28 protein-coding genes and 1 pseudogene are annotated in these 26,351 nt (G+C 63.3%); 10 read left to right on the forward strand and 19 right to left on the reverse strand.

Annotated features, from left to right (window positions below; all coding sequences use genetic code 11):
* Positions 1 to 53: 53 nt before the first annotated feature.
* Both RFN30_RS05545 and RFN30_RS05550 read right to left on the reverse strand, forming a co-directional pair.
* Complete coding sequence (locus RFN30_RS05545) at positions 54 to 449, reverse strand: hypothetical protein (protein WP_320261133.1); 396 nt, start codon at positions 447 to 449, stop codon at positions 54 to 56.
* Positions 450 to 512: 63 nt separating this feature from the next.
* Entirely contained in the window at positions 513 to 4,217 is a 3,705-nt protein-coding gene (locus tag RFN30_RS05550) for a DUF5801 repeats-in-toxin domain-containing protein (RefSeq protein ID WP_320261134.1), read from the reverse strand.
* Positions 4,218 to 4,898: 681 nt separating this feature from the next.
* Here RFN30_RS05550 and dusA point away from each other — a divergent pair.
* Entirely contained in the window at positions 4,899 to 5,882 is a 984-nt protein-coding gene (dusA, locus tag RFN30_RS05555) for a tRNA dihydrouridine(20/20a) synthase DusA (protein ID WP_320261135.1), read from the forward strand.
* A 14-nt stretch (positions 5,883 to 5,896) separates the two neighbouring features.
* Here dusA and RFN30_RS05560 read toward each other — a convergent pair whose 3' ends face one another.
* Positions 5,897 to 6,601: a TIGR02281 family clan AA aspartic protease gene (locus RFN30_RS05560; RefSeq protein ID WP_320261136.1), complete on the reverse strand. Its 705-nt coding sequence runs from the start codon at positions 6,599 to 6,601 to the stop codon at positions 5,897 to 5,899.
* A gap of 30 nt (positions 6,602 to 6,631) precedes the next feature.
* Entirely contained in the window at positions 6,632 to 6,862 is a 231-nt protein-coding gene (locus RFN30_RS05565; protein ID WP_320261137.1) for a DUF1289 domain-containing protein, read from the reverse strand.
* A gap of 163 nt (positions 6,863 to 7,025) precedes the next feature.
* Between RFN30_RS05565 and RFN30_RS05570 the strand changes: the two genes are divergently transcribed.
* Complete coding sequence (locus RFN30_RS05570) at positions 7,026 to 8,021, forward strand: nicotinate-nucleotide--dimethylbenzimidazole phosphoribosyltransferase (RefSeq protein ID WP_320261138.1); 996 nt, start codon at positions 7,026 to 7,028, stop codon at positions 8,019 to 8,021.
* 13 nt (positions 8,022 to 8,034) lie between these two features.
* Here RFN30_RS05570 and RFN30_RS05575 read toward each other — a convergent pair whose 3' ends face one another.
* Positions 8,035 to 9,555 (reverse strand): sensor histidine kinase, encoded by a 1,521-nt coding sequence (locus RFN30_RS05575; RefSeq protein WP_320261139.1) that lies wholly within the window; start codon positions 9,553 to 9,555, stop codon positions 8,035 to 8,037.
* A gap of 75 nt (positions 9,556 to 9,630) precedes the next feature.
* Here RFN30_RS05575 and RFN30_RS05580 point away from each other — a divergent pair, with 75 nt between their 5' ends.
* The 4 genes from RFN30_RS05580 (at position 9,631) to RFN30_RS05595 (ending at position 12,289) form a co-directional block, all read left to right on the forward strand.
* Positions 9,631 to 10,254 carry a thermonuclease family protein gene (locus tag RFN30_RS05580; RefSeq protein WP_320261140.1) on the forward strand — a complete coding sequence of 208 codons (624 nt, stop codon included), beginning with the start codon at positions 9,631 to 9,633 and terminating at the stop codon, positions 10,252 to 10,254.
* 176 nt (positions 10,255 to 10,430) lie between these two features.
* A complete protein-coding gene (locus RFN30_RS05585) occupies positions 10,431 to 11,042 on the forward strand; it encodes a glutathione S-transferase (protein ID WP_320261141.1) in 612 nt (203 codons plus the stop codon).
* A gap of 10 nt (positions 11,043 to 11,052) precedes the next feature.
* On the forward strand, positions 11,053 to 11,688 hold the full coding sequence (locus RFN30_RS05590; protein WP_430698669.1) for a uracil-DNA glycosylase family protein: 636 nt from the start codon (positions 11,053 to 11,055) through the stop codon (positions 11,686 to 11,688).
* A gap of 109 nt (positions 11,689 to 11,797) precedes the next feature.
* Complete coding sequence (locus tag RFN30_RS05595) at positions 11,798 to 12,289, forward strand: Lrp/AsnC family transcriptional regulator (RefSeq protein ID WP_006205209.1); 492 nt, start codon at positions 11,798 to 11,800, stop codon at positions 12,287 to 12,289.
* A gap of 45 nt (positions 12,290 to 12,334) precedes the next feature.
* Here RFN30_RS05595 and RFN30_RS05600 read toward each other — a convergent pair whose 3' ends face one another.
* On the reverse strand, positions 12,335 to 12,901 hold the full coding sequence (locus RFN30_RS05600; protein ID WP_320261142.1) for a DUF3299 domain-containing protein: 567 nt from the start codon (positions 12,899 to 12,901) through the stop codon (positions 12,335 to 12,337).
* Positions 12,902 to 13,140: 239 nt separating this feature from the next.
* Between RFN30_RS05600 and RFN30_RS05605 the strand changes: the two genes are divergently transcribed.
* Positions 13,141 to 14,493: a DUF7986 domain-containing protein gene (locus RFN30_RS05605; RefSeq protein ID WP_320261143.1), complete on the forward strand. Its 1,353-nt coding sequence runs from the start codon at positions 13,141 to 13,143 to the stop codon at positions 14,491 to 14,493.
* A 17-nt stretch (positions 14,494 to 14,510) separates the two neighbouring features.
* On the opposite strand, the gene RFN30_RS05610 is transcribed toward RFN30_RS05605, so the two are convergent.
* The 12 genes and pseudogenes from RFN30_RS05610 to moaA form a co-directional block, all read right to left on the reverse strand.
* Entirely contained in the window at positions 14,511 to 15,089 is a 579-nt protein-coding gene (locus RFN30_RS05610) for a GNAT family N-acetyltransferase (RefSeq protein ID WP_320261144.1), read from the reverse strand.
* Positions 15,049 to 15,753: a DNA alkylation repair protein gene (locus RFN30_RS05615; protein ID WP_320261145.1), complete on the reverse strand. Its 705-nt coding sequence runs from the start codon at positions 15,751 to 15,753 to the stop codon at positions 15,049 to 15,051. The genes RFN30_RS05610 and RFN30_RS05615 overlap by 41 nt, the downstream gene beginning before the upstream one ends.
* A 6-nt stretch (positions 15,754 to 15,759) precedes the next feature.
* Positions 15,760 to 16,632, reverse strand: a pseudogene (locus tag RFN30_RS05620) (NAD(P)-dependent oxidoreductase); the annotation flags it as partial.
* A 216-nt stretch (positions 16,633 to 16,848) separates the two neighbouring features.
* A complete protein-coding gene (locus RFN30_RS05625) occupies positions 16,849 to 17,673 on the reverse strand; it encodes an ABC transporter permease (protein WP_320261146.1) in 825 nt (274 codons plus the stop codon).
* On the reverse strand, positions 17,670 to 18,386 hold the full coding sequence (locus RFN30_RS05630; RefSeq protein ID WP_320261147.1) for an ABC transporter permease: 717 nt from the start codon (positions 18,384 to 18,386) through the stop codon (positions 17,670 to 17,672). The genes RFN30_RS05625 and RFN30_RS05630 overlap by 4 nt, the downstream gene beginning before the upstream one ends.
* 78 nt (positions 18,387 to 18,464) lie before the next feature.
* Positions 18,465 to 19,250 carry an ABC transporter substrate-binding protein gene (locus RFN30_RS05635; RefSeq protein ID WP_320261148.1) on the reverse strand — a complete coding sequence of 262 codons (786 nt, stop codon included), beginning with the start codon at positions 19,248 to 19,250 and terminating at the stop codon, positions 18,465 to 18,467.
* Positions 19,251 to 19,401: 151 nt separating this feature from the next.
* Complete coding sequence (gene mobB / locus RFN30_RS05640) at positions 19,402 to 19,917, reverse strand: molybdopterin-guanine dinucleotide biosynthesis protein B (RefSeq protein ID WP_320261149.1); 516 nt, start codon at positions 19,915 to 19,917, stop codon at positions 19,402 to 19,404.
* Positions 19,914 to 20,546 (reverse strand): molybdenum cofactor guanylyltransferase MobA, encoded by a 633-nt coding sequence (mobA, locus tag RFN30_RS05645; protein ID WP_320261150.1) that lies wholly within the window; start codon positions 20,544 to 20,546, stop codon positions 19,914 to 19,916. Before mobA ends, mobB begins: the two co-directional genes overlap by 4 nt.
* 5 nt (positions 20,547 to 20,551) lie before the next feature.
* The gene (locus RFN30_RS05650) at positions 20,552 to 21,472 is read right to left on the reverse strand and encodes a DMT family transporter (RefSeq protein ID WP_320261151.1); all 921 of its coding nucleotides are present in this window, start codon (positions 21,470 to 21,472) and stop codon (positions 20,552 to 20,554) included.
* A gap of 122 nt (positions 21,473 to 21,594) precedes the next feature.
* Positions 21,595 to 21,951: a hypothetical protein gene (locus RFN30_RS05655; RefSeq protein WP_320261152.1), complete on the reverse strand. Its 357-nt coding sequence runs from the start codon at positions 21,949 to 21,951 to the stop codon at positions 21,595 to 21,597.
* A gap of 113 nt (positions 21,952 to 22,064) precedes the next feature.
* Positions 22,065 to 22,559 carry a hypothetical protein gene (locus RFN30_RS05660; protein WP_320261153.1) on the reverse strand — a complete coding sequence of 165 codons (495 nt, stop codon included), beginning with the start codon at positions 22,557 to 22,559 and terminating at the stop codon, positions 22,065 to 22,067.
* Between the two features lie 54 nt (positions 22,560 to 22,613).
* Complete coding sequence (gene moaA, locus RFN30_RS05665) at positions 22,614 to 23,609, reverse strand: GTP 3',8-cyclase MoaA (RefSeq protein WP_320261154.1); 996 nt, start codon at positions 23,607 to 23,609, stop codon at positions 22,614 to 22,616.
* Between the two features lie 196 nt (positions 23,610 to 23,805).
* On the opposite strand from moaA, the gene RFN30_RS05670 reads away from it, so the two are divergent.
* Positions 23,806 to 24,159 (forward strand): gamma-butyrobetaine hydroxylase family protein, encoded by a 354-nt coding sequence (locus tag RFN30_RS05670; RefSeq protein ID WP_320261155.1) that lies wholly within the window; start codon positions 23,806 to 23,808, stop codon positions 24,157 to 24,159.
* 92 nt (positions 24,160 to 24,251) lie between these two features.
* Positions 24,252 to 24,863 carry a pyridoxamine 5'-phosphate oxidase family protein gene (locus RFN30_RS05675; protein ID WP_320261156.1) on the forward strand — a complete coding sequence of 204 codons (612 nt, stop codon included), beginning with the start codon at positions 24,252 to 24,254 and terminating at the stop codon, positions 24,861 to 24,863.
* Positions 24,864 to 24,918: 55 nt separating this feature from the next.
* Here the strand turns inward: RFN30_RS05675 and RFN30_RS05680 are convergent, their stop codons facing one another.
* Entirely contained in the window at positions 24,919 to 25,371 is a 453-nt protein-coding gene (locus RFN30_RS05680) for a MarR family winged helix-turn-helix transcriptional regulator (protein ID WP_320261157.1), read from the reverse strand.
* A 47-nt stretch (positions 25,372 to 25,418) separates the two neighbouring features.
* On the opposite strand from RFN30_RS05680, the gene RFN30_RS05685 reads away from it, so the two are divergent.
* Complete coding sequence (locus tag RFN30_RS05685) at positions 25,419 to 26,324, forward strand: alpha/beta hydrolase (protein WP_320261158.1); 906 nt, start codon at positions 25,419 to 25,421, stop codon at positions 26,322 to 26,324.
* Positions 26,325 to 26,351 lie beyond the last annotated feature (27 nt).

Consider the following 26,351-nt stretch of genomic DNA (forward strand, 5'->3'; position numbering starts at 1 on the left):
CCATGTAGGGCGGAGAGGGGCTCTGTTCGGCATGAGGCACTGACGCATTTCGGCTATTGCTCGTCGCTGAAATTCGGCGATTTCGGCAGCCGCAGCTCTGTTGCCGCGGGCGTTGCCGCCGCAGGCCATGCCGGCTGCGGCATCAGCCGCACCACCGTCGCTCCAGCCCCTCCCGTTTCCTCTCCGACCGGCGGGGGAGACGTGGGCTGGGAGCCCGGCTCGGCTCCCGGCGATGGCTGTGGCGAGCGGATCACGCCCGCCTTCTCGAGCTGTTCGCGCATGCCGTTCTGCGCCTGCATCATTTGAGAAAAGGCCTGCAGGCTGGTGATCAGCCGCTGCGTCACGCGCGGCTCGGAGCCCGACAGCGACACCAGCTCGATACGGATCATGCCGTGCTTGAGCGAAATCTCGCCAAACGCGTCGACAAAGGTTTCGGGTACCGCGTCCATTGCCCACCCCCGGCTCTATGAGAAAGGCGGCCGGGCGAGTGCCCGGCCGCGGATGATGCACCGTCAGGCGAGAGCGATCGAGAACTGGTCTTGGTTAGTGTCGCTATCGTTATCGCTGAGGGTAGCCGTCAAGTTCATGCTGATCGGCTGCGGAGTAAACGCCTGCTCGATGGCGAACTGTATCACCGGGATCTTGACCGTGCCGCTTGCCATCGTCAGCTGGACGGCGTCGATCTTGGGGCCGCCTGCGACGTCTGAGATGACGAACGAAAAGCCGCCAGCGGCGACCCCCGACGTGACGGGCGTAAGATCGCCCTGCACGACCTTCGTAGGCGCAGTAACGGTCCCGTCGCTGAAGTAGACACTGTATTCGAGGTCCTCCGTGTTAGGGTTGTAACCGCCCACCGAGTTGTCGATGAACACGGTGACCTTGTCCACCAGCGACTGGGGATTGGCGACAAAGCTATCGTCGGTGGATTGAATCCCGGCGCCTGAGCCATCCAGGTTGTTGTTATTGATGCCTATGCCCGAGGTCGACACGTTCATCTGTGTCGCGGGGTTGATCAAGGTCGGGATCTGATTGGGCGGCCCGAGCAAGGCGTCGATCTGGCTCTTGCTCAGGTCTGGCTGCCCGAGTCCCACTAAGTCCTCGATGTCTGTCGGAGGCGAGTCTACCGCCCCGTTCGTCTGCGGTGCGGTTGCCACAGCGCCGAAGAACACGATGTTGGTTCCGGCCTGGGGTCCGCTCGAAAGTGTCAGCGACTGCACAGCCTGGGGGCCTCCCGCTGGCAGCGAACCCTGCGAGGTGTCGAAGGTAATGATCGTTGAGGGCGGGGTTGTCAGCTCGATCTTGTAGGTGCCGGATCCCGGATCGACCGCATCGAATGTCAGCTTGAAGTTCACCGTCTGATTGTTAGCGATGCCGTCGTTAGTGAAGTCGTCGGTAATCGTCCCGTTGAAGACAAAGTTCCCGTCCGCATTGGTTGTCGTCAGCGTCCCGAGCGAGGTGTTGACGGTCACAGCGGGGTGGGCGTCGATTGTGTAGTTGTTGAAGGTCACGTTCAGCGACTTGAACCCGTCCGCGCCAGGAGCGTCGGACCAAGTGCTGCTCCCGCCTGCGGCGTAGGTCCCGTTCGCGATGTTGTCGACCGTGACGGTCGGCCCGTCATCGTCGAACTTGACGAGCAGGCCGATGTCGTTGCCGGAGTCGGTGGCGGTGTCGCCGTCGCCGTCGGTACGGGTGACGCTCATCTGCACTGCGCCCGACGCCAGCGTGATCGTCTCATCGTACGAGGCGCCGCCGGTCGGATGCTTCAACGACAGATACTGGGCGAGGAAGACCTCGCCTGTGGTCGCGTTCGTCGCCAGCGCGAAAGCCACCGTGCCGGCGGGATCGGCGGTGTCACCTCCCGCGTTCTCGGTGCCGACCCTGCCGAGAATCAGGCCTGCGGCGCTGCCGGTGCCGTTGTACAAGAAGATCTTGGTGCCCGCGGTGGTCTCGACCCCCGAGTCGGTGCCGTTGTTGACGCTTAACGCATAGCTGAGTTCCTGCGTCGCCGGCCCATCGGCCCCGGCGCTGCCGCTCGTCACGGTCAGCAGCGAAGCGGTGCTGCGGGCGAAGCCGATTGCGCCGGTGCCCGCCACATCCGGATCGTCGCCAGGCGACGGCACGTTGGTGAACAGCGACGCGATCGTCGTCGAACCGAAGGCGATCGCCGAGCCGTCGACATCGGTGTCGGCCTGCACCCCGGCGGTCTCGTCGTGGCGCACCGACGCCGTGCCGCTCGTCACGGCCGTGATTGTCGGCCCGTCATCGTCGAACTTGACGAGCAGGCCGATGTTGTTGTCGGAGTCGGTGGCGGTGTCGCCGTCGCCGTCGGTACGGGTGACGCTCATCTGCACTGCGCCCGACGCCAGCGTGATCGTCTCATCGTACGAGGCGCCGCCGGTCGGATGCTTCAGCGACAGATATTGAGTGAGGAAGACCTCGCCGTTGGCCGGGTTAGTCGCCAGCGCGAAAGCCACCGTGCCGGCAGGATCGGCGGTGTCACCTCCCGCGTTCTCGGTGCCGACCCTGCCGAGAATCAGGCCTGCGGCGGTGCCGGTGCCGTTGTACATGAAGATCTTGGTGCCCGCGGTGGTCTCGACCCCCGAGTCGGTGCCGTTGGTGACGCTTAACGCATAGCTGAGTTCCTGCGTCGCCGGCCCATCGGCCCCGGCGCTGCCGCTCGTCACGGTCAGCAGCGAAGCGGTGCTGCGGGCGAAGCCGATTGCGCCGGTGCCCGCCACATCCGGATCGTCGCCAGGCGACGGCACGTTGGTGAACAGCGACGCGATCGTCGTCGAACCGAAGGCGATCGCAGTGCCGTCGACATCGGTGTCGGCCTGCACCCCGGCGGTCTCGTCGTGGCGCACCGATGCCGTGCTCGCGACCGCGGTGATCGACGGCCCGTCATCGTCGAACTGGAGTTGCGTGCCGGCAAACTCGCTCGCGCCCGTGCTGCTCAAGATCGTGAATCCGCCGATGTCGAGGGTGATGTTCGAACCCGGCCCCTTCGTCGGTTGGGCGTTTTCGATCAGCACCCGAGTGTGGGCGCTGGTGGTGGTGTAGGTGATAACATCCCCGTTCTTGATACCCGAGACGACCGCCGTATCGCCGGTGAGGTCTGCAGCGACCACAACGCCATTGATCTTGACCTGGGTGATGTTGACCGCAACGTCATCAGCAAATCCCTCGACAAAACCTGTACCCGTCTCGGCCACGCCGTCCGAGTCATTGAAGGCGGAAATCTTTACTGTGGCTGAGCTATTGGTCGGGTTCGTCTGGGCGACTGTGAACGAGGCCGAAGTGACGCCTGGGGCATAGCCTCCAAACTGAATGTTGCTTTCGTGGTCGGCCTCCGTTGGGCTAAGACCTTCCCCGGGGTTGTTGCCGGCGTTGGGGGATACCGTGAAATCTCCGACCGGATTTGTGACCATAGTGAAACTTAGGCCATCGCCCGGCCCGAGATGCTGGCCGTTCACGCCAATAGTCGCGTGGGGTCCGGCCTGGCTGCTGCCGATCGTGTCGAAAGATTTCCCGTTAGGCTGTTTAGTGATATTGTCCTCGGTGTTCGGGTCGGGGTCACGCCCGGTCACCACGATGCCCGAGGTGCTGACGCCCCCGGGGTTGTTGCCGAACATCATGAACTCGTTGGCGCCCGATGGCGCATTGTCGAACAAGAAGGTGTTGGACTGGGTCGCCGCGACCTTGAGCTTATTGTCGAGATTGACAGTGAAATCGAAGTCGTTGGTGGTGTCCGGGTGCTTCAGCGGCTCGAAGAGCGCAATCCAGAACTTGCCGCCGGTGATTAGGGAATTGGTCGTGGTCTCTTCGACGTAGATCGCAAATACGATGGCGCCGCTCGGATCCGCCACCCCTCCGACGGTGCCCTCCCGGCCGAGGACGACGTTGTCGTTGTTGGGGTCGGCGTAGAGGAAGATCTCTCTGCCCTCGAGGGTGAAAAGCCCGCTGGCGTCCCCGTTGAGCGCACCGTTGGTTGGATCGACGAAGCCGAGGCCATTGACGGTAAAGCCAGAGTCAGGCGTGACGGTGAGATCATCGCCCCCTCCGCCTGCGACTTGAATTGCGCTCGCGAGGTTGACTCCCGCATTGCTGAATGCGGTCGAGACATTCGACGGCACGTTAAGTAGCGCGATGTCATCATCCTGCAAGCCAGCCGTTTCGTCGATTTTCGTGCTTCCGAAAACATTGATGGTCAGTGCCATTGTCTGCTCCTCTCAAAGGTGCCGCGAATGGGGAAACTTGTGGTGTGGGGGGAGGCGCCCGCCGTCGCCGGAGAACCTGCCGTTCGGCGGTCTCGTGAGACCAGCGCTCTCGTCGATGATGATGTCTTGAGCTGTGATGTCGAGTGCCATTGCGATTCTCCCTGGTTTCAATGCGACAGGCGCGAAATCAGCCCCAACGCTGGCAACCGGTCGCATGGGCGCGCATCCGCTGGCCGAGGCTAGCGCTGCGCGTCATCGTTAAAAGGAAACTGGAGTTTGATTGACACTCGGGGTAGAGGGTGTTGAGGGGGCCGCCGCGCCCCCGCTCCATGCCCCGTCAGGCAATTCTCGGCGGATGCGTCCTATGCGCATCTGCAACCCACCAACGGCGGGCACCAAGGATCAATGATGAGGGCATACTCAACCCCGCCCCTCTTCAACAGGCTATGACTGCCTGTACGCCTCCCGCTCAGAACTTGAGCACGAAAAGTTTACTCTTATTTGTGGAAAGTTAAAATCGGACTGTTGCTTTTATGACAAAAATGTGACGTTGGAAATGGTCTAATCGATCATGGGACCTTTGTCCCTTCTCATTCGAACTATTTGAAACTAAAAGAGAATATCGCGGTTCTCATCTACCAAATTTGGATGGTAAGACGGCGGAAAATAGCTGAAAAGCCGATGCAACCACTGCTTGCTATAGCACCAATGATGGACTGGACAGACCGGCATTGCCGGTTCTTCCACCGGCAGCTGACGCGCCGCGCGCTGCTCTACACCGAGATGGTTGTGGCCGACGCCGTCATCCATGGCGCACGCGAGCGACTGCTCGGCTTCGACGGTGACGAGCATCCGGTTGCGCTGCAGCTTGGCGGCTCGGATCCGCGAAAGCTTGCCGAGGCGGCGGTGATCGGCGAGGCGTTCGGTTACGACGAGATCAACCTCAATGTCGGCTGCCCGTCCGACCGCGTCCAGTCGGGCACGTTCGGGGCCTGCCTGATGAAGACGCCGATGCTGGTCGCGGACTGCGTTGCGGCGATGAAGGCGGCGGTGAAGATCCCGGTCACGGTCAAATGCCGCATCGGCGTCGATGACCAGGACCCTGAGGCTGCGCTCGACACGCTCGCCGACGGCGTACTGGCGGCAGGCGCCGATGCGCTCTGGGTGCATGCCCGCAAGGCGTGGCTGGAGGGGCTGAGCCCCAAGGAAAATCGCGACATCCCGCCGCTCGACTATCCGCGCGTCTACCGGCTCAAGGCCAGGAAGCCGAACCAATTCATCGGCATCAATGGCGGCATTCAATCGCTCGACGAGGTTTCGGACCATCTCCGCCATGTCGACGGTGCCATGCTTGGCCGCGCGGCCTATCACACGCCTGGTATTCTCACCGGGATCGATGCCGCATTCTACGGCGAGGCGCAGGCCGCTTTCGACTACGCGGCGCTCATGGACGTAATGGCCGATTATGCGGCGCGCCACATCGAGAAGGGCGGGCGGCTCGGTCATGTCACGCGCCATATGGTCGGGCTGTTCCACGGCCTTCCCGGCGCGCGCCGCTACCGGCAGATCCTGTCCACCGACGCCAACAAACCCGGCGCCGGGACGGAGGTGCTGAAGACGGCGTTCGCGGCGATCGATTTCGCGGCGGAGGCCGAGGCAGCTTGACGCCTTTCGGGAGGCTAATCGCGCAGGATCATGCGGTCGCCGCGCACGTCGAAGCCCGACAGCGAGCTGATGAAGTTCATGCCGAGCAGGCTTTGCTCGAGCATGCCGGGCGCCGCGACCATGACCGGCATATCCTTGCGCACGATGCCGCCGATCGCGACTTCATCGGTCCTGACCGTTGCCGCGCGCGCCATGCCGTTGGCGGTCGAGACGTCCACGGTGTAGCTGAGCGTCGCCGGATTGAAGCCGGCTGCCTGGGCGTCCTCCGCCGTCAGCACCGTGCTGGTCGCGCCGGTGTCGACCACCGTGCGCACCGGCCTGCCGTTGACGAGAATCCGGGCCTCGAAATGGCCATTGTCGGCCTTGTCGAGCGTCACGGTGGCGCGGCCATTATCCACGCCGAGCGCCAGCGGGCTTCCCGGGACAAGGCCGGCCGTGACGCGGCTGGCGACGTCCTGCAGCTCGTAGCGATATTGGTAGCCGGCGATCAGCGCCAGCACGATTGCCGCCCAGACGCCGAGATTGCGCGCCATGTCGCCGAGCGGCCGGCCCGAGCGGACGAGGCTGGCGCCGATCACCGCTACCAGGACGCCAACCCAGATCAACCTGCTGAAATCGTGGTTCTCGATGCCGAAGGTGCGGCCGGCGGAATCGTTCATCATCAGCAGGATCAGCCCGGTGCCGATCACCAGCATGACGATCCAGAACAGGCGGTTCATGGCCAAGCCCTTCTCACGGCCAGCGCTTTCTCACAGCATGTCGCGCTCGCGCGCCATGCGGGCGCGCCGCGTCTCGCGCCGTGGCCGGCGTTCGACCGTTTCCAGCCGCGACGGCAACTCGGCCATGACCGCACGCCGGACTTCCGGCGTCATTGCGATCCAGCCGGCGATCTCATCGCGCGTGCGGCCGCAACCGAAACAGAAGCCGGTTTTCATGTCGATCGAGCAGACGAGTATGCAGGGAGACTCGATGGCGGTCATGCTGTTCTCTTGCCTTCACTCCACATGGTGCAACCGCAAAGCCAATGCAAGCCCTCCGCAATGCGCCGCCGATCGGCGCTTTCGCGGCATCGCCGGGGCGGTTGTGCCGGGCGGTGAAGGCGGCTATGCCGCTGCCTGTTCCCGCAAAGAGACCGCATCCGACATGAACGCAAAGCCTTTCGATGATTTCCGCACTCTCCTGGCGACGCTGCCGGCGGCGGACGCTGCCGCCGAAGCCCGTGTCCGCGCGCTGTTTGCCAGGGCCGACAAGCCGAAAGCCTCGCTGGGCCGGATCGAGGACATCGCGGCCTGGCTCGCCGCGTGGAGCGGGCGCGCGCCGCCGGCCGTCAACCGGCCGCTGGTGGCGATCTTCGCCGGCAATCACGGCGCTGTGAGGCACGCCATCTCGCCGCGGCCGGTTTCGGCGACCGCCAATGCCGTCGAACTCTGCGCTGCCGGAGGTGCGGCGATCAACCAGATCTGCATCGCCAACGATCTCGGCCTGAAGGTTTTCGACCTGGCGCTCGACATTCCGACCGGCGACATCACGGAAGAAGCGGCGCTCGACGAGCGCGGCTGCGCCGCCACCATGGCCTTCGGCATGGAAGCGGTCGCGGGCGGCGCAGACCTTCTTTGCCTGGGCGATCTCGGTGTCGGCAATTCGACTATTGCGGCCGCTCTCGGCGCGGCGCTGTTCGGCGGCAAGGGTGCCGGCTGGGTCGGGCAGGGATCGAGCGCCGATGCGGCGATGATGGCGCGCAAGGCGGAAACGGTCGATCGGGCGCTGGCCTTCCACGGTGCCAGCCTTGGCGATCCGCTCGAAGCGTTGCGCCGGGTCGGCGGCCGCGAGCTCGCGGCGATCTGCGGCGCCATTCTCGCCGCGCGCATGCAGAAGATCCCGGTGCTTCTCGACGGCTTCGTGGCGACGGCTGCCGCCGCGGTTCTGCACAAAGCCAATCCTTCCGCGATCGACCATTGCCTGCTTGCCAGCCTGTCGCCGGAGCCCGGCCACGCCGAAGTCGCCAAGCAGCTTGGGCTCGCGCCACTGCTCGATCTCGGTGTCAGTCACGGCGAAGGGGTGGGGGCCGGACTGGCGGCCGGGCTGGTCAAGGCGGCGGCGCTCACCAGTTCGGGCATGGCGGCGGCGGTGCGGCTCTGAACTGTGCCCCGAGCTAACGCCGGCGTGCGGCGACGGCCTTGGTCGGCAGCGCCGGCAATTCCTCCATCACCCGGCTCAGCGGGAAGATGGCGATGGCCTCGGTGCCTTCGCGCAGCTTGGACTGAAGCTCGAACTCGCCTCCATGCATATCGAGCAGGCCCTGCACGATCGGCAGGCCGAGGCCGGTTCCCTGTTCTGCGCTCTTGATGGCGATCGAGCCCTGGCCGAAGGCGGAAAGCACCACCGGGATCTCCTCCTCCGGAATGCCGGGGCCGTTGTCCTTGACAGAGATGTACTGGCCGCCGCCCGCCGTCCAGCCGACGCGCACGCGCACTTCGCCGCCCGACGGGGTGAACTTGATCGCATTGGACAACAGGTTGAGCGTGATCTGCCGGATGGCGCGCTCGTCGCCAAACAGGCGCGGCAAGGTGGTCTCGAACTCCTGACTGACGCGGATGTCCTTGTTGCGGGCTCTCAGCTCCATCATGTGGCAGCAGTCCTCGACGATCGTCACCAGCGCCACCGGCTCCTCGTTGAGCTGGTAGCGGCCGGCCTCGATGCGCGACAGGTCGAGGATCTCGTTGATCAGGTCGAGCAGATGCTGGCCGGATTCGTGCACGTCATGCGCGTAGTCGCGATAGGTCGGGTTGTTCATCGGCCCGAGCACCTCATTGGCCATCACCTCGGAGAAACCGAGGATGGCGTTGAGCGGCGTCCGGAGCTCGTGGCTCATCGAGGCGAGGAAGCGCGACTTCGCCAGATTGGCATCCTCGGCGCGCCGCCGTGCCTCGTCGGACATCGACTTCGCCGTCTCCACCTCCGCGATCAGCGCGTCCTTTTCCGAGCGAAAGGAAAGCACCATCCACGAAGCCTGATTGAGATGACGCGCGACATAGCCGAAAAAGGGCAGGGCAGCGACAAGCAGCGCGGCCATGATCGCTTCGACCGGCATCCACACGGGCAGGACAGTATAAACATAGACCGCCACGGGAATGGCGAAGGTCGCGAGCAGGGCGCCGCCCAGTGACGACGCCATGACCGCGGTCGTTGCCATAGCGACCAGAAGCACCATGGCCTTGACGATATGGAACTGGTCGATCTGGCATGTTTCGCAGCCCAGCCATGCGAACCAGGCCCAGCCGAGGCCGCAAAGCGCGTGGCCGATCAGGAAATCGCGGTGCGTCTGCACCGGGTCGAGCTCGGCCGCTTCCGTGCGCTCGACACGCCGCGCCATGAAGGTGACGATGGTGTAGCAAAGCAGCGTGAAGAGAGCCCAGATGGCGACCTGGTTGTCCAGGCCCGCGAAGCGGCCGACGGCCGCCACCGTAAGCACAAGCAGAGGAATCGCCGCCGCGCTGACCACCATGGCGCGCGCATGGAGCTTGAGCAGCTCGCGGTCGAAATCAAGACTGCCGGCTTGCTGCGAAAGGCGGTCGCGCGTCCTGCGCACCGCGCGCGCCACATCGCTGTTGCGATGCGGTTTCCTGCGGTCCACAATGAATTTGTCCGCTGTGTCCGAGCGTAGCAAAGGCATGCAAGTTCAATTTCCGCGCGCAGCGATTTTCAGTTCGTTAAGCTACGTTCGAATGATTAAGAGACTGTTTGCCATATGAGCCGTTCCTGGCCGCGAGGACCGCGCCGGCGCTATGTTGCGCGGCCTCCGCGAAGCCTTTGGCGCAGGCTGCTGGATTACGGGCTGACCGCGGTCCTGCTTGGGGTGTTCATCCTGGTGGCGGCGCGGCTCGACCGGTTCGAGACGCGCAAGGAGCAAGGCACGGCCATCGTCAATGACGGCGATTCGATCACGCTCGGCGCCGAGCGCATCCGTATGCGCGGCATCGACGCTCCGGAATACGTGCAGACATGCCGCAAGGATGGCGCCGACTACCCTTGCGGCAAGCTCGCGCGGCAGTCCCTGGTGCGGCTGATCGCCGGCAGGCCGGTCATCTGCAGCGGCTGGCAGCGCGACCGCTATGGAAGGCTGCTCGGCGACTGCAAGGCGGGCGAAACGAGCCTCAACCGTGCTCAAGTGCAAGCGGGATGGGCCGTCGCCTTTGGCGACTTCGAAACCGAGGAGGCAGTCGCCAGAGCCGCCAAAGCCGGCATCTGGGCCGGCTCCTTCGACGAGCCGCAGGACTGGCGCGACAGCCATCACGATCAACCGGTCGAGAGAAGGCACGGCACGTTGGCTTCGCTCGGCGATGCGCTGCGCGAGTTCTTTCGCTTCCGATGATGCCGCTTCCGGCGATGCTCCGTTCGATGCATGTCGTCTCCCCAAAACCGCCGCGCACTTTTGGGCGACATGCGTTCTCTGTTCGATGCATGTCGTTCTCCCAAAACCGCTGCGCACTTTTGGGCGACATGCATGGAAGCGGGCCCTATGATCGGGATGGAAGATCGGAGAAAGAAATGAAGCTGTTCGATGGCGGCCGCGCGCCCAACCCCAGGCGGGTCCGGGTTTTCCTGGCGGAAAAGGGACTGACCGTTCCGCTGGTGCCCGTCGACATGGGCGCGCTGGAGCACCGCGAGCAGCCCGTGGCATCGCGCAATCCGTTGCGGCGGCTGCCGGTTCTGGAGCTCGACGACGGCACCATCATCACCGAATCCATCGCCATCTGCCGCTATTTCGAGGAGTTGCATCCCGAGCCCGCCTTGTTCGGGAAGGGAGCGCTCGGCAAGGCCAAGGTCGAGATGTGGCAAAGGCGCATGGAGTTCAACCTCCTGAGCTGCGTGGCCGCTGCCTTCCGGCACATCCACCCTGCGATGAAGGAGTGGGAAGTGCCGCAGATTCCTGAATGGGGCGAGGCCAACAAGCCAAAGGCCATCGAGTTCCTGCATCTTCTCGACCGGGAATTGGCGGACAGGGAGTTCGCCGCCGGCGATGCCTATTCGGTCGCCGACATCACCGGGCTGATCGCCATCGACTTCATGAAGCCGGCGCGCATCAGGGTGCCCGAGGAGTGCACGAACGTGCTGCGCTGGCACGCGGCGCTCTCCAGCCGGCCAAGCGCGACCGCCTGAGGCCTGGCTGTTGGACAACCCGGCGGACATCAGCCAAGCGCTGGAGAGCCTGACGGCGAGAGTGCGGGCCTGCCGCATCTGCGTCGAGCACCCACGCGGCCGGCCCTTGCCGCATGAGCCGCGCCCGGTGCTGAGGCCCTCATCGAAAGCCCGGATCCTGCTCGCCAGCCAGGCGCCGGGCACCAAGGTGCACATATCGGGCATGCCGTTCACCGATGCTTCCGGGGATCGGTTGCGAAGCTGGCTCGGAGTCAGCAGCGAAGAGTTCTACGATACGAAAAAGTTCGCCATCGTCCCGATGGGCTTCTGCTTTCCCGGCCAGGATGCCAAGGGCGCCGACCTGCCGCCCCGCCGTGAATGCGCGCCGGCCTGGCGCGCCGAGCTCATGGCGCTGATGCCCCAGATCGACCTGGTGCTGACGATCGGCGGTTACGCGCAATCCTGGCACATGGGCATGGCGCGCGGGCCTTCGCTGACGGAAACGGTCAAGAACTGGCGCACGATCTGGGATGCGGAGGCCGGCATAAAAGTGCTGCCGCTGCCGCATCCGTCCTGGCGGAACACCGGGTGGCTGAAGAAGAATCCCTGGTTTGAAATGGATTTGCTGCCTTTCCTGCGGTCGGAAATCCGCTATCGCATCAGCTAAGCATTCGGCAAGATATCACTCGCTTTTGCCACCATTGGCAGAATTTCTTTCTTGTGAAAGGCCTCGATAAAAGGGATTATGGCGAAACTATTCCCCTGGAGTTCTCCCGATGGACCGCCTTGACCGAAAAATTCTCCGCCTCCTGCAGGAGGACGCGACGCTTGCGGTCGCCGATGTCGCCAAGAAAGTCGGCCTGTCGACCACGCCGTGCTGGCGGCGCATCCAGAAGCTCGAGGAAGAGGGCGTCATCAAGCGCCGCGTGGCCATTCTCGACCACGAGAAGGTCAATGTGCGCGTCACCGTTTTTGTGTCGATCCGCACCAATTCGCACAGCCATGAATGGCTGCGGCGCTTCTCCGAGGTCATCCAGGAATTTCCGGAGGTGGTCGAGTTCTACCGCATGAGCGGCGACGTCGATTATCTGCTGCGCGTGGTGGTGCCCGACATTGCCGCTTACGACGCGTTCTACAAGCGGCTGATCGCCAAGATCGAGATCCGCGACGTGTCGTCGTCCTTCGCCATGGAGCAGATCAAGTACACGACCGAGATCCCGCTCGACTACATGGTCCTGGACAAGGAGTCGGGCGCCAACGCGGCCTGAGCATTGGGCGTTCGCCGCTTCCCGCTATGCGCGAAGCGGCGACATCTAGTTCTTCTTTTTGTTGAGAAAATTCCACGGCGAGTTGACCGGAAGCGCGACGGCGTCTGGCACTGTGTCGACGCTCTCCACCTCGGCCTTGCGCACGGTGTAGCCGGACTGGACGATCAGGGCGCCGTCGAGGATGAAGAGCTGGCTTTTCTCCATGCCTGGCTTCAGCACGCCGGTGACGGAGACCGGCTGGTAGGCTTTCGCCATCTTGAAGGGATGGGCAGGCGTGACCAGTATGATCTGGTTCGGCGGTGGCGTCGGCATGTGGCTGCAGGCGCCCGTCCATGGCACCAGCAGGAACTGGTAGACGAGGTCTCCGTCACGGTCCACCGGCAAGGCATAGCCGGCTAACTGAATGGTCTTGTCTTGCAGATTGAGCGACAGTGTCTCGCCGTGATCGGGCAATTTAGCCGCGATCATCGGCAGATTGGCGTCCGCGGCGACGGCTTGCGTCGCCGGGCGCAGATCCTTCCAGAAAATATGCGCGGTTTCTGCCGAGGCCTGACTAACGCCAAGGCCAAGTACCGCGGCGATGATCGTGCCTGTGTTGAGAGGGTTGTTCATTGGTGCCATTCTGGCCGGTCCGTGATTGCGAGCGGGTAAAACTGCCGTGATCTCTGAGGCATTTTTTGGCCCGATGGAATTCGAAGCGCTCTAGCGGAACGTCGCGCTGAAAAAACACCGGGAAATGGTTGTCCGCGTCTTGCCTGGTCGTGGGAACGGCGCTGAAAATGTCCCGACGATGTGATGGCAGCGAGCCAGTGTCGCGCGATCCCTGGCGCACAAGTACCTGGAGAAGTTCCATGCCGACCAGCCATGATCTCAGCGGGCTGATGAAATTCCTCCGCCGCGACGAATGGCGCGAATGTTTCGAGGGAGTTTTCAACGAACATTTCGGCCCGATCCTCGACGAGAGCGAAGAGGAGTTTGAAGACCTTGCCGAAGTCCTCGGTGACTACTGGACGAACACCCTTTGGGGTTGCGTTTTCGAGGATTTCCTGACGCAGGATTTCGAGGGCGAACCCACCAATGTCGTGGACGAATATCTGAAGCGCCGAGGCTGGAAGGAAAGAGCGCAATCAAGGGCCTATATGGCGGCGCTGCGTACTTCCGTCATGAGCTTGTATGAGGTGAGTAACGTCGTTCCGGGAGTGTCTTTCATGGCGCGCGACCTTATCCGTGGTGGCGAGCCGATGGCCGTCAGCGAGGGTACCGCCACCAAGACTTTGAGGCAATGGGACAGGCTTGCTGCACGGATCGTACCCGTCATGGGCGAAAACGTCATGTCCGGCGGCGTCTTGCCCTTTACCCCGCAAGCCACAGAAACATTGTTCGAAGGGCTGCAGGGCCTGTTCGGCAAAAGAAATACAAAAAAGCTACCTGCCATCAAGGATGACGAGCTGCAGGCTGCAGCATTCATGTTCACGCTCTCATGGTTGTTCGACACCCTTGGAAGGGTGGCGGAGCCCAGATTGCAAAACACCGACGGCGACGAAATCGTATTCCATAACGTTCGTTTTCCAATTGCACCCGGCGTGAAACAGGAGGGCATCGCCGCCAGGTTGAACAATATTCCAGCCTTGTCGCAGGCGGACGCGAAATTCTGGAACTGGCTGGAAGAGACGCCGAAAGGCAGGGACAAATCAAAAGCGGCGACCGCTCCTGCCATAGACACCACGATGGACAACGGTCCGCTCGTGCTGGGTAATGTCGAGTTGAAGGGCCGTTTCCTGCATCTGTCGACCAATTCCGCAGCTCGGGCGACAAGAGGGACGGCTTTGATCCAACAGGCTCTCGGCGATCTTGTCAGGACGCCGCTAACTGAGATCACGACCGTCGAGCAGATGAAGGCCGGACGACCTCGCAAAGGTGCCGAAACATCGCCATCGAACGTCCCGCCGGAGGTCGCCGAACAGGAGATACGAAAGTACCTAGATCGGCATTATCTGGAAACGCTCGACCAACCCGTCAAAATGTTAGGGAACAAGACGCCCCGTCAGGCCGCCAAGACCACGAGCGGTCGCCAAAAAGTCGCTGATTGGCTGAAATATCTCGAAAACCAGACTGCCAAGCAGCCCGATCCGAGGCATCCGATGGCAACCTACAGCTTCGAGTGGATGTGGAAAGAACTCGGGGTTCATGATCTACGGCGATAGCATCTTCCGTATCGTGATCAACGTTCCAGCCGCATCACATGCCGGCGAGTGCCGGCTTTGCCAGTCTCTCGAAAACCCCGCGCGACGAACATGTCGCGAAAGCCCATGAACCGATAGCTCGGTGCGGCCTCGTCTACCGGGTAGGCCTCGATCACACGCGCGCCTTTGGCGAAAGCGTGCTCGACGGCGGCGTCCAGCAGGGCCGAAGCCAGGCCACCACCGCGCAAAGCCCTCGGCACATAGAAGCAGACGATCGACCAGACGCCGGTTTCGTTGTCGTCCTGATGTTTCGAAAGCTTGCGATAGGTCTCGCGCGGCGCGACCGAGCACCAACCGACCGTCTTGCCGTCGATTTCGGCGACGATACCGACCGGCGTGCCTCGATCGATGAGCGCCATCATCATGCGCTTCTTCTCGTCGTTCTCAATGTGCTCGCGGCTGGAGTGGCGCCAGGCCATGCACCAGCAATATTTCGGAGCGCCCGGCTGCTCGAACAGGTCTTCGAAACGGCCGCGCGTTTCCCGCGTCACCTCGATGAAGCGGATACGGCCGGGGTCAGGCCTTTCCGGCGGCGAGCCGTTCGAGCTGCTTGGCATCCGTCAGTTCCTTGACAGCGTCCTTGCCGATCCAATGCGCCGTCTTGTCGGACGACGCCGCCAATTTTTCCGCAAGCGCAAGGGCAGGGGCATGCAGCGCGATCGATCGCTTGCCGATCTGCCGCAGCGCCCAGTTCACCGCCTTGCGGACGAAGTTGCGCGGATCGCCCGCATACTTCTCGATCATCGGCAGATAGGCAAGGAAGGCCGCGTCTGGCTCCTTCTTCAGATGCACCGCGCCCCAGGCCAGCATGGCGAAGGCGGTGCGGCGCACGAACTCGCGGTCGTCCTCGGCGAATTCCTCGATCAGCTCGCGCCAGAACGGCGTTTCCGCAAACAGGTCGGCAACGGTGTCGACGATTTCCCAACTGTCGAAATCGGCGGCCCAGCGTCGGCACAAGGCGATATCGACCTTCCTCGGCTCGCCGGTGAAGGCGGCCATCAGGCGCGCCTCGCGGATGCCGGTGTCCCATAGAAGCAGCGACCGTTCATGGTTCCTCTTCAGCTTGCGCGCCAGCGGCCGCAGGTCGGAATTGCCGACGCCGAGCGCGGTCGCGGTGTTGATGCCGAACCGCGCCATGCCGGCGCGGTTTTCCTCGCTGCCGATCGAGCGTAAATGGGCGACGATGTCGTCGGCGCTCCAGCTCGGATCGGGCAGGGCCATCGCGGTCTATTTTTCCAGACGGGCCAGCAGCGAGGACGTGTCCCAGCGCCTGCCGCCCATGTCCTGCACGTCCTTGTAGAATTGGTCGACCAGCGCCGTCACCGGCAGCCTGGCGCCGTTGCGGTTGGCCTCGGCGAGGCAGATGCCGAGATCCTTGCGCATCCAGTCGACGGCGAAGCCGAAATCATATTTTCCGGCATTCATCGTCTTGTGGCGGTTTTCCATTTGCCAGGAGCCGGCGGCTCCCTTGGAGATCACCTCGATGACCTTTTCGATATCGAGCCCGGCCTTCTTGCCGAAATGGATGCCTTCGGCCAACCCTTGGACGAGGCCGGCGATGGCGATCTGGTTGATCATCTTGGTGAGCTGGCCGGCGCCCGCCGGCCCCATCAGCCCGACCATGCGGGCAAAGGCGTCGATGACGGGCCTGGCCCTGTCGAAAGCCGACTGCTCGCCACCGACCATCACCGTCAGCACGCCGTTCTCGGCGCCCGCCTGACCGCCGGAAACCGGCGCGTCGAGGAAGGAAAAGCCGGCCTTGTCGGCGGCTTCGGCGAGTTCACGCGCGACTTCCGCCGAGGCGGTGGTGTTGTCGATGAAGACCGAGCCCTTCTTCATGGCGGCGAAGGCGCCCCTGGCGCCGGTCGTCACCGAGCGCAGGTCGTCGTCATTGCCGACGCAGGAGAAAACGAAATCCTTGCCTTCGGCCGCCTCGGCCGGCGTCAGCGCCAGCTTGCCGCCGTGCTGGGCGACCCATTGCTCGGCCTTTGCCGCAGTGCGGTTATAGACGGTGACGTCGTGGCCGCCCTTGTTTCTGAGGTGCCCGGCCATCGGATAGCCCATGACGCCAAGACCGAGAAATGCAACCGATGCCATAGCCTGCCTTCCAAAAAAACGGAGATTTCAGTGGCGGAAGGTCTAGGCCATGCGAAAAATTCGTCAAGGCGCGCAGCGCCGCATCGACTGGTGCAGGCCGATGCCAGGGCAGCTCAGAACCGCTCCAGCTTTGTTTTCCCGCAATTCCGGACGGAAAGCTATGGCGAAGCCGCCGAGCCTAACCGCTACGCACTTTTCCTTGAATTGCTCAGGAGCGCTCTATCGTTTGAGGTGAATGGTGATCCGGCGCTCGATCCATTCGACGCCGTGGCGCAGGATCTCGACCAACACCAGATAGACCATCGCCACCCAGATATAGGCCTGGATGTCGAAGGATTTTGCGTAGGCGAGCTTCGCGTTGCCCATCAGATCGTAGACGGTGATGATGGCGACGATTGCCGAGGCCTTGATCATCAGGATGAGTTCGTTGCCGTAAGGCCGCAGCGCCACGATGATCGCTTGCGGCATGATGACCTTGCGCAACGTCTGAAGCTTGTGCAGGCCGAGCGAGGCCGCACCCTCCCATTGGCCTCGCGGAACGCTTTCGATGGCGCCGCGCAGGATTTCGGCCTGGTAGGCGGCAGTGTTGAGCGAGAAGGCAAAGACGCCGCAGTAGAACGCCTCGCGGAAGAACCACCAGAGACCGATGGATTGCAATTCCGGCCGGAAGGAGCCGACGCCGTAATAGACCAGATAGGTCTGCACGAGCAGCGGCGTGCCGCGGAAGAAATAGACGTAGCAATAGGCGAGCCCGGACAGGATCTTGTTCTTCGACATGCGTCCATAGGCGACGGGCAGCGACAGGATCGCGCCGGTCACCATCGAAATGGTCACCAGCGACAGGGTGGTTCCCAGGCCCTGCAGATAGGCCGGCGCATATCTGGCGAAGAACTCGGCATTCCAGGCGTGGACGAGGTAGGCCACGATGCCGATTCCGAAGAGCACCCACAGGCCGACCAGCGCATAGCCTGCGATACGCGCGCGCGGCCAGCCGCGCGCCTGCGGCGGCGGCTTGTCGATGGCGATAGCCTGGCTGACGCTCATCGCGCTTCCCTCCGCCCGAGCGAGCGCAGGATGTAGCCGGTGGCGATCGACGACAGGACGGCCAGCACAAGGAAGACCAGCGCCGCGACGCTGTAGAAGAGGAAGGAGTGTTTGGTGACGCGGGCCGCGACGCCGGCATTGCGCAGCGTCTCGGCGAGGTTGACGACCGAGACCAGCGAGGTGTCCTTGAGCAGGCTGAGCCAGCAATTCTCCAAGCCCGGGAAAGCGATGCGCAGCAGTTGCGGCAGGATCACCAGGCGCATCGTCTGCCATTTCGAAAGGCCAATGGCATAGCCGCCCTCATACTGGCCCTTGGGAATGGCGCGAAAAGCGGAAAGGAAGACCTCGCTGGCGTAGGACGAGAAGATCAGCGAGAGCACGATCATGCCGGCAATGAAGCTGTTCACGTCGACCGTCGCCTCGGGTTCGAACAGGCGTACGACATATTGCAGCAGCAGCGGCATGCCGAAGAAGAACAGGAACAGCGTGACCAGTTCGGGCAGGCCGCGAAAGACGGTCGTATAGATGTTGGCCGCGAGCCGCAGCGACGGTTCCTGGGACTGTTTGGCGAAAGCGACGAAGAAGCCGATCACCAGGCCGATCGGGAGCGTGGCGAGCGCCAGCGCAATCGTGACCAGCACGCCGGAGGCGATATCGTCACTCCAGCCATCGGGCCCCCAACTGAGAAGTGTCCAAATGCTTTGCGCCGGCATTGGCGGGGCGTGTCTCCGTGGCGATCCCGGAATGAAGGAAGGGCGGCGAGGACTTCCTCACCGCCCCGAGCGTTATGATCAGGACTCGGCGCCGTAGACGTCGAACTTGAAGTACTTGTCGTTGATTTCCTTGTACTTTCCGTTTTTGCGGATAGCGTCGATCGCTTCGTTGAGCTTGTTCACGAGATCGGTCTCGCCCTTGCGCACGGCAATGCCGGCGCCCGGTCCGAAGATCTCGACCGGCTGCGGCGACGGTTGGCCGAGGATCTTGCAGCAGGCGCCGTCGGGCGAATCCAGCCACTGCTGCAGCACGACGATATCGTCCTCGATGGCGTCGAGACGGCCGTTAGCAAGATCGGCCTGCTCCTCGGGGCTGCTCGGATAACCCTTGATGGTGCTGTCGGTGTAGGTCTTCGAGGCATAGTTGAAGTGCGTGGTCGTGGTGGCGACACCGATATTCTTGCCGGCGAGGTCCGCCTTGGTCACGCCCTTGAGCGGCGAATCCTTCGGCACCGCGATTGCCGATGGCGTGTTGTAGTATTTGTGGGTGAAGTCCACCTTTTCCTGGCGTTCGGGGGTGATCGACATCGAGGCGACGATGGCGTCGAACTTGCCGGCCTGCAGCGCCGGGATGATGCCGTCCCAGTCCTGCGCGACGAAGGTGCACTTCACCTTCATTTCGTCGCAGAGGGCCTTGGCGATGTCGATGTCGAAACCGACGAGCTGGCCGTCCGAGGTCAGGTTGTTGAAGGGCGGGTACGCGCCTTCGGTGCCGATCCTCAGGGTCTTTTCCTGAGCCTGGGCAACGCCAAGTGTCAGCAGCGCGGCCGAAGCGGCGAGCGCGATACGCAGTGCAATACGCATGATAATCCTCTCATATTGTCATGGCCGCTGTCCCGTGCGGCTCTTGTGGGCGGGGCTTCTTGACCGCCCGCTGCGCGGAATACTCCCACTCTTTCCAAGAAAAAAGCAACTGCAAATCAACAGCAAACGACAATCGCCGTGTGCCGTTGCGTTACTTGCCTTTTGTGGCGAGGCCGGTCGTGCGCTCGACAAAGTCGGCTATCGATTTCGTATCGTCGAGGTCGAAGACCGGCAGGTTTTCACCTTCGACCGGAAAGTCGGCGGCGACAGCGACGATGTTCGGGTCGTTGATCGAAAGCGGCGTCCGGTCCTTGGCGTCGAGCCGTCTCGCCTCGATCTTCTTGTGCGCCTCGCGCTTGTAGCCTTCGACGAGCACGATGTCCGAGGGCGCCAGCCGCGCCAGGATGTCGTCCAGCGTCGGCTCGTCCTCGTTGCGCAACTCGTGCATCAGCGCCCAGCGCCGGCCGGAGACGATTGCGACCTCCATGGCGCCGGCCTGCCGGTGGCGAAAGGAGTCCGTGCCCGGCTTGTCGATGTCGAAGTCATGATGGGCGTGCTTCACCGTCGAGACCGTCCAGCCGCGGCGCACCAGCTCAGCGACCAGCTTCTCGGTCAGGGTCGTCTTGCCGGAATTCTTCCAGCCGGTGATGCCGAATACGCGTCTCATGGCCGGAGGCTTTGCAACAGACGTTCGGCCTGCGCAAGATCGTCCGGCGTGTTGATGTTGAAGAACGGGTCGATCCGCCGGCCTTCGGCCTCGATCATCGGAAACTCCACCTGGACAAAGCTGTGCCGCTCCATGAAGGCGGAGACCCGGCGATTGTCCTCATCGACCAGGAAATGGTGCAGGGCATCGCTGAGGCCAAGCGGCCAGAGCGCGAAAGTCGGATGCCACCTGCCGCCGGAACTGGCGACCGCGATCGCGCCCGGCCGTTCCTTGGCCGCGGCTATCAGGCGCTCAACGAGATCGCCGGGGAAGAACGGCGTGTCGCCGGCCGCACTCACAAGTGAACGGCAAGCCGGGTTCGTTGCCGCCCATTCGAGGCCGGTGAGGATGCCGGCCAGCGGGCCGGCATAACCCGGCACAGTGTCGGAGATCACCGGGATGTCGAGGCTAGTGAACCGTGCGGGGTCGCCATTGGCGTTGAGCGCCAGCGTGCCAACCTGAGGCTTGAGACGCGCGGCGACATGGTCGATCAGCCTGCCTTCGCCCAGCGACAGCAATGGCTTGTCGCCGCCGCCCATCCGGCGCGACTGGCCTCCCGCCAGGATTATGCCCGCAATGCTCCGGTCCATCGCGCCTATATGCCGTCCGGCGCCATGTCGGGTCCAGCGCTTTCGGCGGCAGGCTGACGCCGGCCGACGACGCGTTCACGGTAGAGCGCATAGAGGCCGGAGCCGATGATGACCGCGGCGCCGGCGATCATCGGCAGATCCGGGATGTCGCCGAAAATGGCGAGGCCGAGCAGGATCGACCAGAGCAGCGCGGTGTAGCGGAACGGCGCGATGAAGGAGATGTCGCCCGAGCGCATCGCCATGATGATGAACTGATAGCCGATGAGCACCAGCACCGCCGCCAGCGCCAGCAGCGCGGTCGCTCGTGGGCTCATCGGCGTCCAGCCGCCCATGGGCGAGAGCAGCAGCGCGCCGAGCAGCGTCATGGCCAGAGCTGTCGCGGTCGACACCAGCATGGTCGGGATCGCCTGCGGGATGCGCTTGGTGGCGAGGTCGCGCACCGCGCAGCAGACAACGCTGGTTAGCGCCAGCAGCGAATAGACGCTGAACCCCTCGAAGCCCGGCCGCACGATGATCAGCACGCCGGCAAAGCCGACGGCGATGGCGAGCCAGCGCCGCCAGCCGACACCTTCGCCGAAGAAAAGTGCCGCTCCCATCGTCACGGCAAGCGGCAACGCCTGCAGCACGGCGGAGACGTTGGCGATCGGAAGGTGCGCCAGAGCGACGAGGAAGGAGACCGTGGCGCCGGCTTCGCCGGCGACGCGCATTGCCACCATCGGCTGCAGCATGGCGCGTGGATCGGCAAGCGCGCCGCGTCGCCAGGCAAGCAGGCCCATGAGGAGCGACGCGAAGGCGCCCCGCACCAGCATGACCTGCGCCATATTCATCGATTCGGAGGAGAATTTGGTGATCGCGTCGTTCAGGGTGAAGCCGATCATGGCCACGACCATGAACAGTGCGCCGCGAAGATTGGGCGAGGGAGGCAAGGGCGTTTCCGGGTTATGTTCTGTGCCAAGCCTCTAACAGCAGGTGGCAAACCAGCAACGTCAAAGAAATGGGCCACGGGGGTTTCCCGCGGCCCGCAATATCGTTTGCAAACCCTGGATGCTTATTTCGGCGTCAGCGTCTCGGTGCCGTTGCCGTTCTGGCCGGCGATGGTCCACAGCCCGTGCAGCGAGCCGTCCTTCTCCACCTTGTAGACGACGAGACCTATTTCCTTGCCCATCACATAGCCGGCGGAAAAGGCGTTGTCGTTGCGCATGCAGATGCCGTCGGAGGACGAGCCGCCGGTTTCCCAATGGATCGTGCAGGTGGTGTCGCTGGTCAGCGTGATGGTTGCCTCGCCGCCATACTTCGAGCCGTCGAAATTGGTGCCGGCGACGGTGTAGGTGCCACCGATCGACTGAGCGGCCGCCGGCACCGATGCAAGTCCAAGCATTGCAAGTGAAGCCAAGAATTTGCGCATGAGAATTCCCCCTGGGTGCGAAATCGCATCCGGAGGCTAGGCCGGAACGGGTCGGCGGTAAATCCGGTCGCAAGTCCGCGCGGAAGCATTATTTGCAACGCGTCGCGTGCGCCTCAGGGGCCGCGCAGGCTGGCGGCGATCGCGCCGGTCAGCGGATCGTATTTCGCCTTGTGCGACGAAGGATATTCGATCCAGACGGTGCGGATGACGCCGTCCTTTCCGAACAGGCGCCGCTCGTAGAACACCCTGTCGCCCTTGAGGCCGGAAAGCACCGCCCAATTCTTGCCGGTCTTGCCGTAGGTGATCTTGTAGCCCGGCCCGGTGTTTGCCTTCTCGCCGGCGATGAAGCCCTTCGGCGTGTCGTTGTCGATGTTGTAGATGCCGGAGCAGGTCAGGCTGGCGCCGTCGGGCGCGCTCCACTGCTGCCCGTCGCCGTTCTCCGGCTCGGCCTCGGTGATGCTGAATACCTCGTCGGGGAAAGTGCAGGAGGTGCCGAAGCGCGCATTGACATAGGTGAACGGCTTCGCGATTGCCGCCGTTGTTGCAATCGCCAGCAACGATAAGGCGATCGCCAAAGGCGCGCCCTGGATGAGATGAAAACGCTTCATGATGCCCCCAAGGTCCGTGACCAAGGGTGATCCTGCACCAAATCGGAGAAAAAATCAGCCGCCGGTGACGCTCATATGGCGCGATACCGAGGGACGGCTGGTGCGGCGGTCGATAATGAAATCATGCCCCTTCGGCTTGCGCCCGATCGCCTCGTCTATGGCTTCGCTGACCAGCTCATTGCCTTCGGAGGCGCGCAGCGGCGCCCTGAGATCGGCCGCGTCTTCCTGGCCCAGACACATATAGAGCGTGCCGGTGCAGGTCAGCCTGACGCGGTTGCAGCTTTCGCAGAAATTATGCGTCATCGGCGTGATGAAGCCGAGCCGGCCGCCGGTCTCGGCGACATGGACATAACGGGCAGGGCCGCCGGTCTTGTAAGGGATATCGGTCAGCGTGAACTGGCGCTCCAGCGAAGCGCGCAGCAGCGACAGCGGCAGGTACTGATCGGTGCGATCGGCGTCGATCTCGCCCATCGGCATGGTCTCGATGACGGTCAGGTCCATGCCGCGGCCGTGCGCCCAGCGCAGCATCTCGGGGATTTCGGCATCGTTGAAGTCGCGCAGCGCCACGGCGTTGAGCTTGACCTTCAGGCCTGCAGCCTGCGCGGCGTCGATGCCTTCCATGACCTTGCCGAGATTGCCCCAGCGGGTGATCTGGCGGAATTTGTCGGCGTCCAGCGTGTCGAGCGAGACGTTGATGCGCTTCACACCGCAATCGGCAAGCTCGGCGGCAAAGCGCGAGAGCTGCGAGCCGTTGGTGGTGAGCGTCAGCTCTTCAAGGGCGCCGCTCTCGAGATGCCGCGACAACTGGCGCACCAGATGCATGATGTTCTTGCGCACCAGCGGTTCGCCGCCGGTCAGCCTCAGCTTCCTCACGCCCTTTTCGATGAATACGGTGCTGAGCCGGTCGAGCTCCTCGAGCGACAACAGATCCTTCTTCGGCAGGAAGGTCATGTCCTCGGCCATGCAATAGGTGCAGCGGAAATCGCAGCGGTCGGTAACCGACACGCGCAGATAGCTGATCGTGCGACCGAAGGGGTCGATCATATCCATTTGCAAGCGCTTCCCGTGGCCTGAACGACGTCGTTATATACGGCTATGTGATACGATCCAACCGCGCATTCAAGATAGAAGGTCTTGATCTTTGGTAACATTCCCCGACCGACATCGCGTGTCGGCAGCCTTCTATGGTCTTTCCGCATCGCGCGAAGCGGCGTAGGGAAGGGCGCGATCTCACGCAGGACCAGACATGACGGCGCCGAAGGAACTGAGGGTCTCGAAAGACCGCAAGCTGCTCACCGTGACCTTTCCCGGCCATCAGCCGTTCGAACTGCCGGCGGAGTTCTTGCGGATTGCCTCACCTTCGGCGGAGGTGCAGGGTCATTCGCCGGAACAGCGGGTGACCGTGCCCGGCAAGCGCAACGTGGCGATCCTCAAGATCGAGCCGGTCGGCAATTACGCGGTGCGCATCACCTTCGATGATTTCCATGACACCGGCATCTTCACCTGGAATTATCTTCACACGCTCGGCCATGAGAAGGACGAGCGCTGGAACTCCTATCTCGCCGAGCTTGCCGAGAAGGGCCTCAGCCGCGATCGCTAGCCTAGCGCGCGGAAGGTCAACTTCGGCAACGAGCTGTCGTCAAGGCGTCATGGACAAGGAGTAGCGCCGGCAAAAGGTCAGGAGGCGAAGAGATGTCGCTCATCACATCGGTCGAACAGCTTGAGGCGCTTTACGGGCTGCCCGGCGAGGCTTCTATCGTCAAGGAACTCGACCATGTGATTCCCGAGTATGCCGCCTTCATCGAAGCCTCGCCCTTCGTGGCGCTGGCAACCAGCGGCCCGGAAGGGCTGGACTGCTCGCCGCGCGGCGATCTTGCCGGCTTCGTGCGCCTCGTCGATGAAAAGACGCTGATGATGCCCGACAGGCGTGGCAACAACCGCGCCGATTCGCTGAAGAACATCATTCGCGATCCGCGCGTCGGGCTGTTCTTCCTGGTGCCTGGCTCGGGCACGACGCTGCGCGTCAACGGCCGCGCCCACATCACCACCGATGCCGAACTTTGCGCGTCCTTCACGGTCGATGGCAAGCCTGCCCGGTCGGTCACCGTGATTGCAGTCGACACCGTCTATTTCCAGTGCGCCCGCGCCATCGTGCGCTCGGACCTCTGGAACCCGGAAAAGCATGTCGACCCGAAGTCGCTGCCGACGCCGGGCCAGATCCTGGAGATCACCAGCCGCAAGAGTATCGACGGCGTGACTTACGATCGGGAATGGCCGGAGAGGGCGAAGAAGACGATGTGGTGAGGATATTCCGGTGAGGTCGGCCTGACCGGAATCTCAGCACACCTGCAAGCTGCGCTCAGGCTTCCTTGAGCACGTCGGCGATCTTGCGCATCTGGTCGCCGATCATGTCGCACTGCTCCGGCGTCGACTGGCTCATCGCTTTTTCTATGAGCGCCATGTGCACTTTCAGCGCCCGCATCAGCAGGGCTTCTCCGGCTTCGGTGAGATTGAGCCGCAGCACGCGCTTGTCCTTCTCGTCGCCTTCGCGCCGCAGCAGGCCGCGGGCTTCCAGTTGCGGCAGGAGCATGGTGATGTTGGAGCGGCCGACCAGGAGCTTGCGAGCGAGGTCGTGCTGCGACATGCCGGGATGGCGATAGAGGTTCATCAGCACGTCGAGCTGCGCCGGCTTCAGGTCGAGCGGCGCCAGCTTCGTCGCCAGCGTGCGCTCCAGCACATGGCAGGCGCGGGCCACCGCAACCCAGTTGCGAAAGCGCGGATTGTCCCAGGGCAGCTCTTGCGTAATGTTCATGTTTGAACTATTATGTTCATGCTTGAACGAATGGATGGACCGCCACTATGGCATCATTTGGATTGAAGGTCATCCGGAGCGTATTCGGCGCGGCCGAGCATGTCGCTCCGCGTCTCAGCGGCCGCGCCGCGTTCGAATTGTTCTGCCGCACGCCAAACGTCAAGGCCTTGAGCGACGGCGAGCGCCGCGCTGTCGAGCGTGCTGCCGCTTTCATGGCCGAGGCGCGCCATCACAGATTGAAGACCAGGACGGACTGCGTTGCAGTGCATGAGTTCCGACCCGAGCCGGGCAGGGGCTCTCGCGGCACGGTGCTTGTCATCCATGGGTGGCGCTCGCGCACCGAATATATGCGCGCGCTGATCGAAGGGTTTCGCGGCGCTGGCTATAAGGTGGTCTCGCTCGACCTGCCGGGGCATGGTCATTCGCTCGGCCGGCATCTCAACATGGTGACGGCGGTCGACGCCGCCCGGGTCGCCGGCGAATGGTTCGGTCCGTTTGCCGCCGTGGTCGGCCATTCCTTCGGCGGCGCGATTGCCGCCAACGCGGTCGCGGCATCGGTCAAAGGCGTGCCGCCGCTCTCGGCCGAAAAGCTGGTGCTGATCGCGGCGCCGAGTTCCCTGCCGGCGATCTTCGACGACTTCAGCCGCATGCTCAATGTCGGGCCGCGCTCCCGGGTCGCCATGGCGGATCGGGTGAAACATCTGTCGGGGCGGCCGCTCAGCGAATTCACCGGCGACCGCCAGCTTGCCGAGGCATCGGTGCCGACGCTGATCATCCATGCGCCGGACGACCGCGAGGTTCATGCCGATCACGCAAAGCGTTATGCGGGAGCCGGCGATCATGTCCGCCTGCATTGGGCCGAAGGGCTTGGACACCGCCGCATCCTTGCCGACAAGGATGTCGTCGCGCGCGCCGTGGGCTTCGTGACCGAGCCCGAATCGATGCTGCATTGAAAGTAGTTGCGGGAAAAGCCAGCTGCG

Source organism: Mesorhizobium dulcispinae, assembly GCF_033977345.1.
Lineage (GTDB): Bacteria > Pseudomonadota > Alphaproteobacteria > Rhizobiales > Rhizobiaceae > Mesorhizobium > Mesorhizobium dulcispinae.

Bases quoted from the DNA above. Each gene is read 5' to 3' on its own strand.
- RFN30_RS05545 (WP_320261133.1), bottom strand. From the start codon at position 449: ATGGACGCGGTACCCGAAACCTTTGTCGACGCGTTTGGCGAGATTTCG.
- RFN30_RS05550 (WP_320261134.1), bottom strand. From the start codon at position 4,217: ATGGCACTGACCATCAATGTTTTCGGAAGCACGAAAATCGACGAAACG.
- dusA (WP_320261135.1), top strand. From the start codon at position 4,899: ATGCAACCACTGCTTGCTATAGCACCAATGATGGACTGGACAGACCGG.
- RFN30_RS05560 (WP_320261136.1), bottom strand. From the start codon at position 6,601: ATGAACCGCCTGTTCTGGATCGTCATGCTGGTGATCGGCACCGGGCTG.
- RFN30_RS05565 (WP_320261137.1), bottom strand. From the start codon at position 6,862: ATGACCGCCATCGAGTCTCCCTGCATACTCGTCTGCTCGATCGACATG.
- RFN30_RS05570 (WP_320261138.1), top strand. From the start codon at position 7,026: ATGAACGCAAAGCCTTTCGATGATTTCCGCACTCTCCTGGCGACGCTG.
- RFN30_RS05575 (WP_320261139.1), bottom strand. From the start codon at position 9,555: ATGCCTTTGCTACGCTCGGACACAGCGGACAAATTCATTGTGGACCGC.
- RFN30_RS05580 (WP_320261140.1), top strand. From the start codon at position 9,631: ATGAGCCGTTCCTGGCCGCGAGGACCGCGCCGGCGCTATGTTGCGCGG.
- RFN30_RS05585 (WP_320261141.1), top strand. From the start codon at position 10,431: ATGAAGCTGTTCGATGGCGGCCGCGCGCCCAACCCCAGGCGGGTCCGG.
- RFN30_RS05595 (WP_006205209.1), top strand. From the start codon at position 11,798: ATGGACCGCCTTGACCGAAAAATTCTCCGCCTCCTGCAGGAGGACGCG.
- RFN30_RS05600 (WP_320261142.1), bottom strand. From the start codon at position 12,901: ATGAACAACCCTCTCAACACAGGCACGATCATCGCCGCGGTACTTGGC.
- RFN30_RS05605 (WP_320261143.1), top strand. From the start codon at position 13,141: ATGCCGACCAGCCATGATCTCAGCGGGCTGATGAAATTCCTCCGCCGC.
- RFN30_RS05610 (WP_320261144.1), bottom strand. From the start codon at position 15,089: ATGCCAAGCAGCTCGAACGGCTCGCCGCCGGAAAGGCCTGACCCCGGC.
- RFN30_RS05615 (WP_320261145.1), bottom strand. From the start codon at position 15,753: ATGGCCCTGCCCGATCCGAGCTGGAGCGCCGACGACATCGTCGCCCAT.
- RFN30_RS05625 (WP_320261146.1), bottom strand. From the start codon at position 17,673: ATGAGCGTCAGCCAGGCTATCGCCATCGACAAGCCGCCGCCGCAGGCG.
- RFN30_RS05630 (WP_320261147.1), bottom strand. From the start codon at position 18,386: ATGCCGGCGCAAAGCATTTGGACACTTCTCAGTTGGGGGCCCGATGGC.
- RFN30_RS05635 (WP_320261148.1), bottom strand. From the start codon at position 19,250: ATGCGTATTGCACTGCGTATCGCGCTCGCCGCTTCGGCCGCGCTGCTG.
- mobB (WP_320261149.1), bottom strand. From the start codon at position 19,917: ATGAGACGCGTATTCGGCATCACCGGCTGGAAGAATTCCGGCAAGACG.
- mobA (WP_320261150.1), bottom strand. From the start codon at position 20,546: ATGGACCGGAGCATTGCGGGCATAATCCTGGCGGGAGGCCAGTCGCGC.
- RFN30_RS05655 (WP_320261152.1), bottom strand. From the start codon at position 21,951: ATGCGCAAATTCTTGGCTTCACTTGCAATGCTTGGACTTGCATCGGTG.
- RFN30_RS05660 (WP_320261153.1), bottom strand. From the start codon at position 22,559: ATGAAGCGTTTTCATCTCATCCAGGGCGCGCCTTTGGCGATCGCCTTA.
- moaA (WP_320261154.1), bottom strand. From the start codon at position 23,609: ATGGATATGATCGACCCCTTCGGTCGCACGATCAGCTATCTGCGCGTG.
- RFN30_RS05670 (WP_320261155.1), top strand. From the start codon at position 23,806: ATGACGGCGCCGAAGGAACTGAGGGTCTCGAAAGACCGCAAGCTGCTC.
- RFN30_RS05675 (WP_320261156.1), top strand. From the start codon at position 24,252: ATGTCGCTCATCACATCGGTCGAACAGCTTGAGGCGCTTTACGGGCTG.
- RFN30_RS05680 (WP_320261157.1), bottom strand. From the start codon at position 25,371: ATGAACATTACGCAAGAGCTGCCCTGGGACAATCCGCGCTTTCGCAAC.
- RFN30_RS05685 (WP_320261158.1), top strand. From the start codon at position 25,419: ATGGCATCATTTGGATTGAAGGTCATCCGGAGCGTATTCGGCGCGGCC.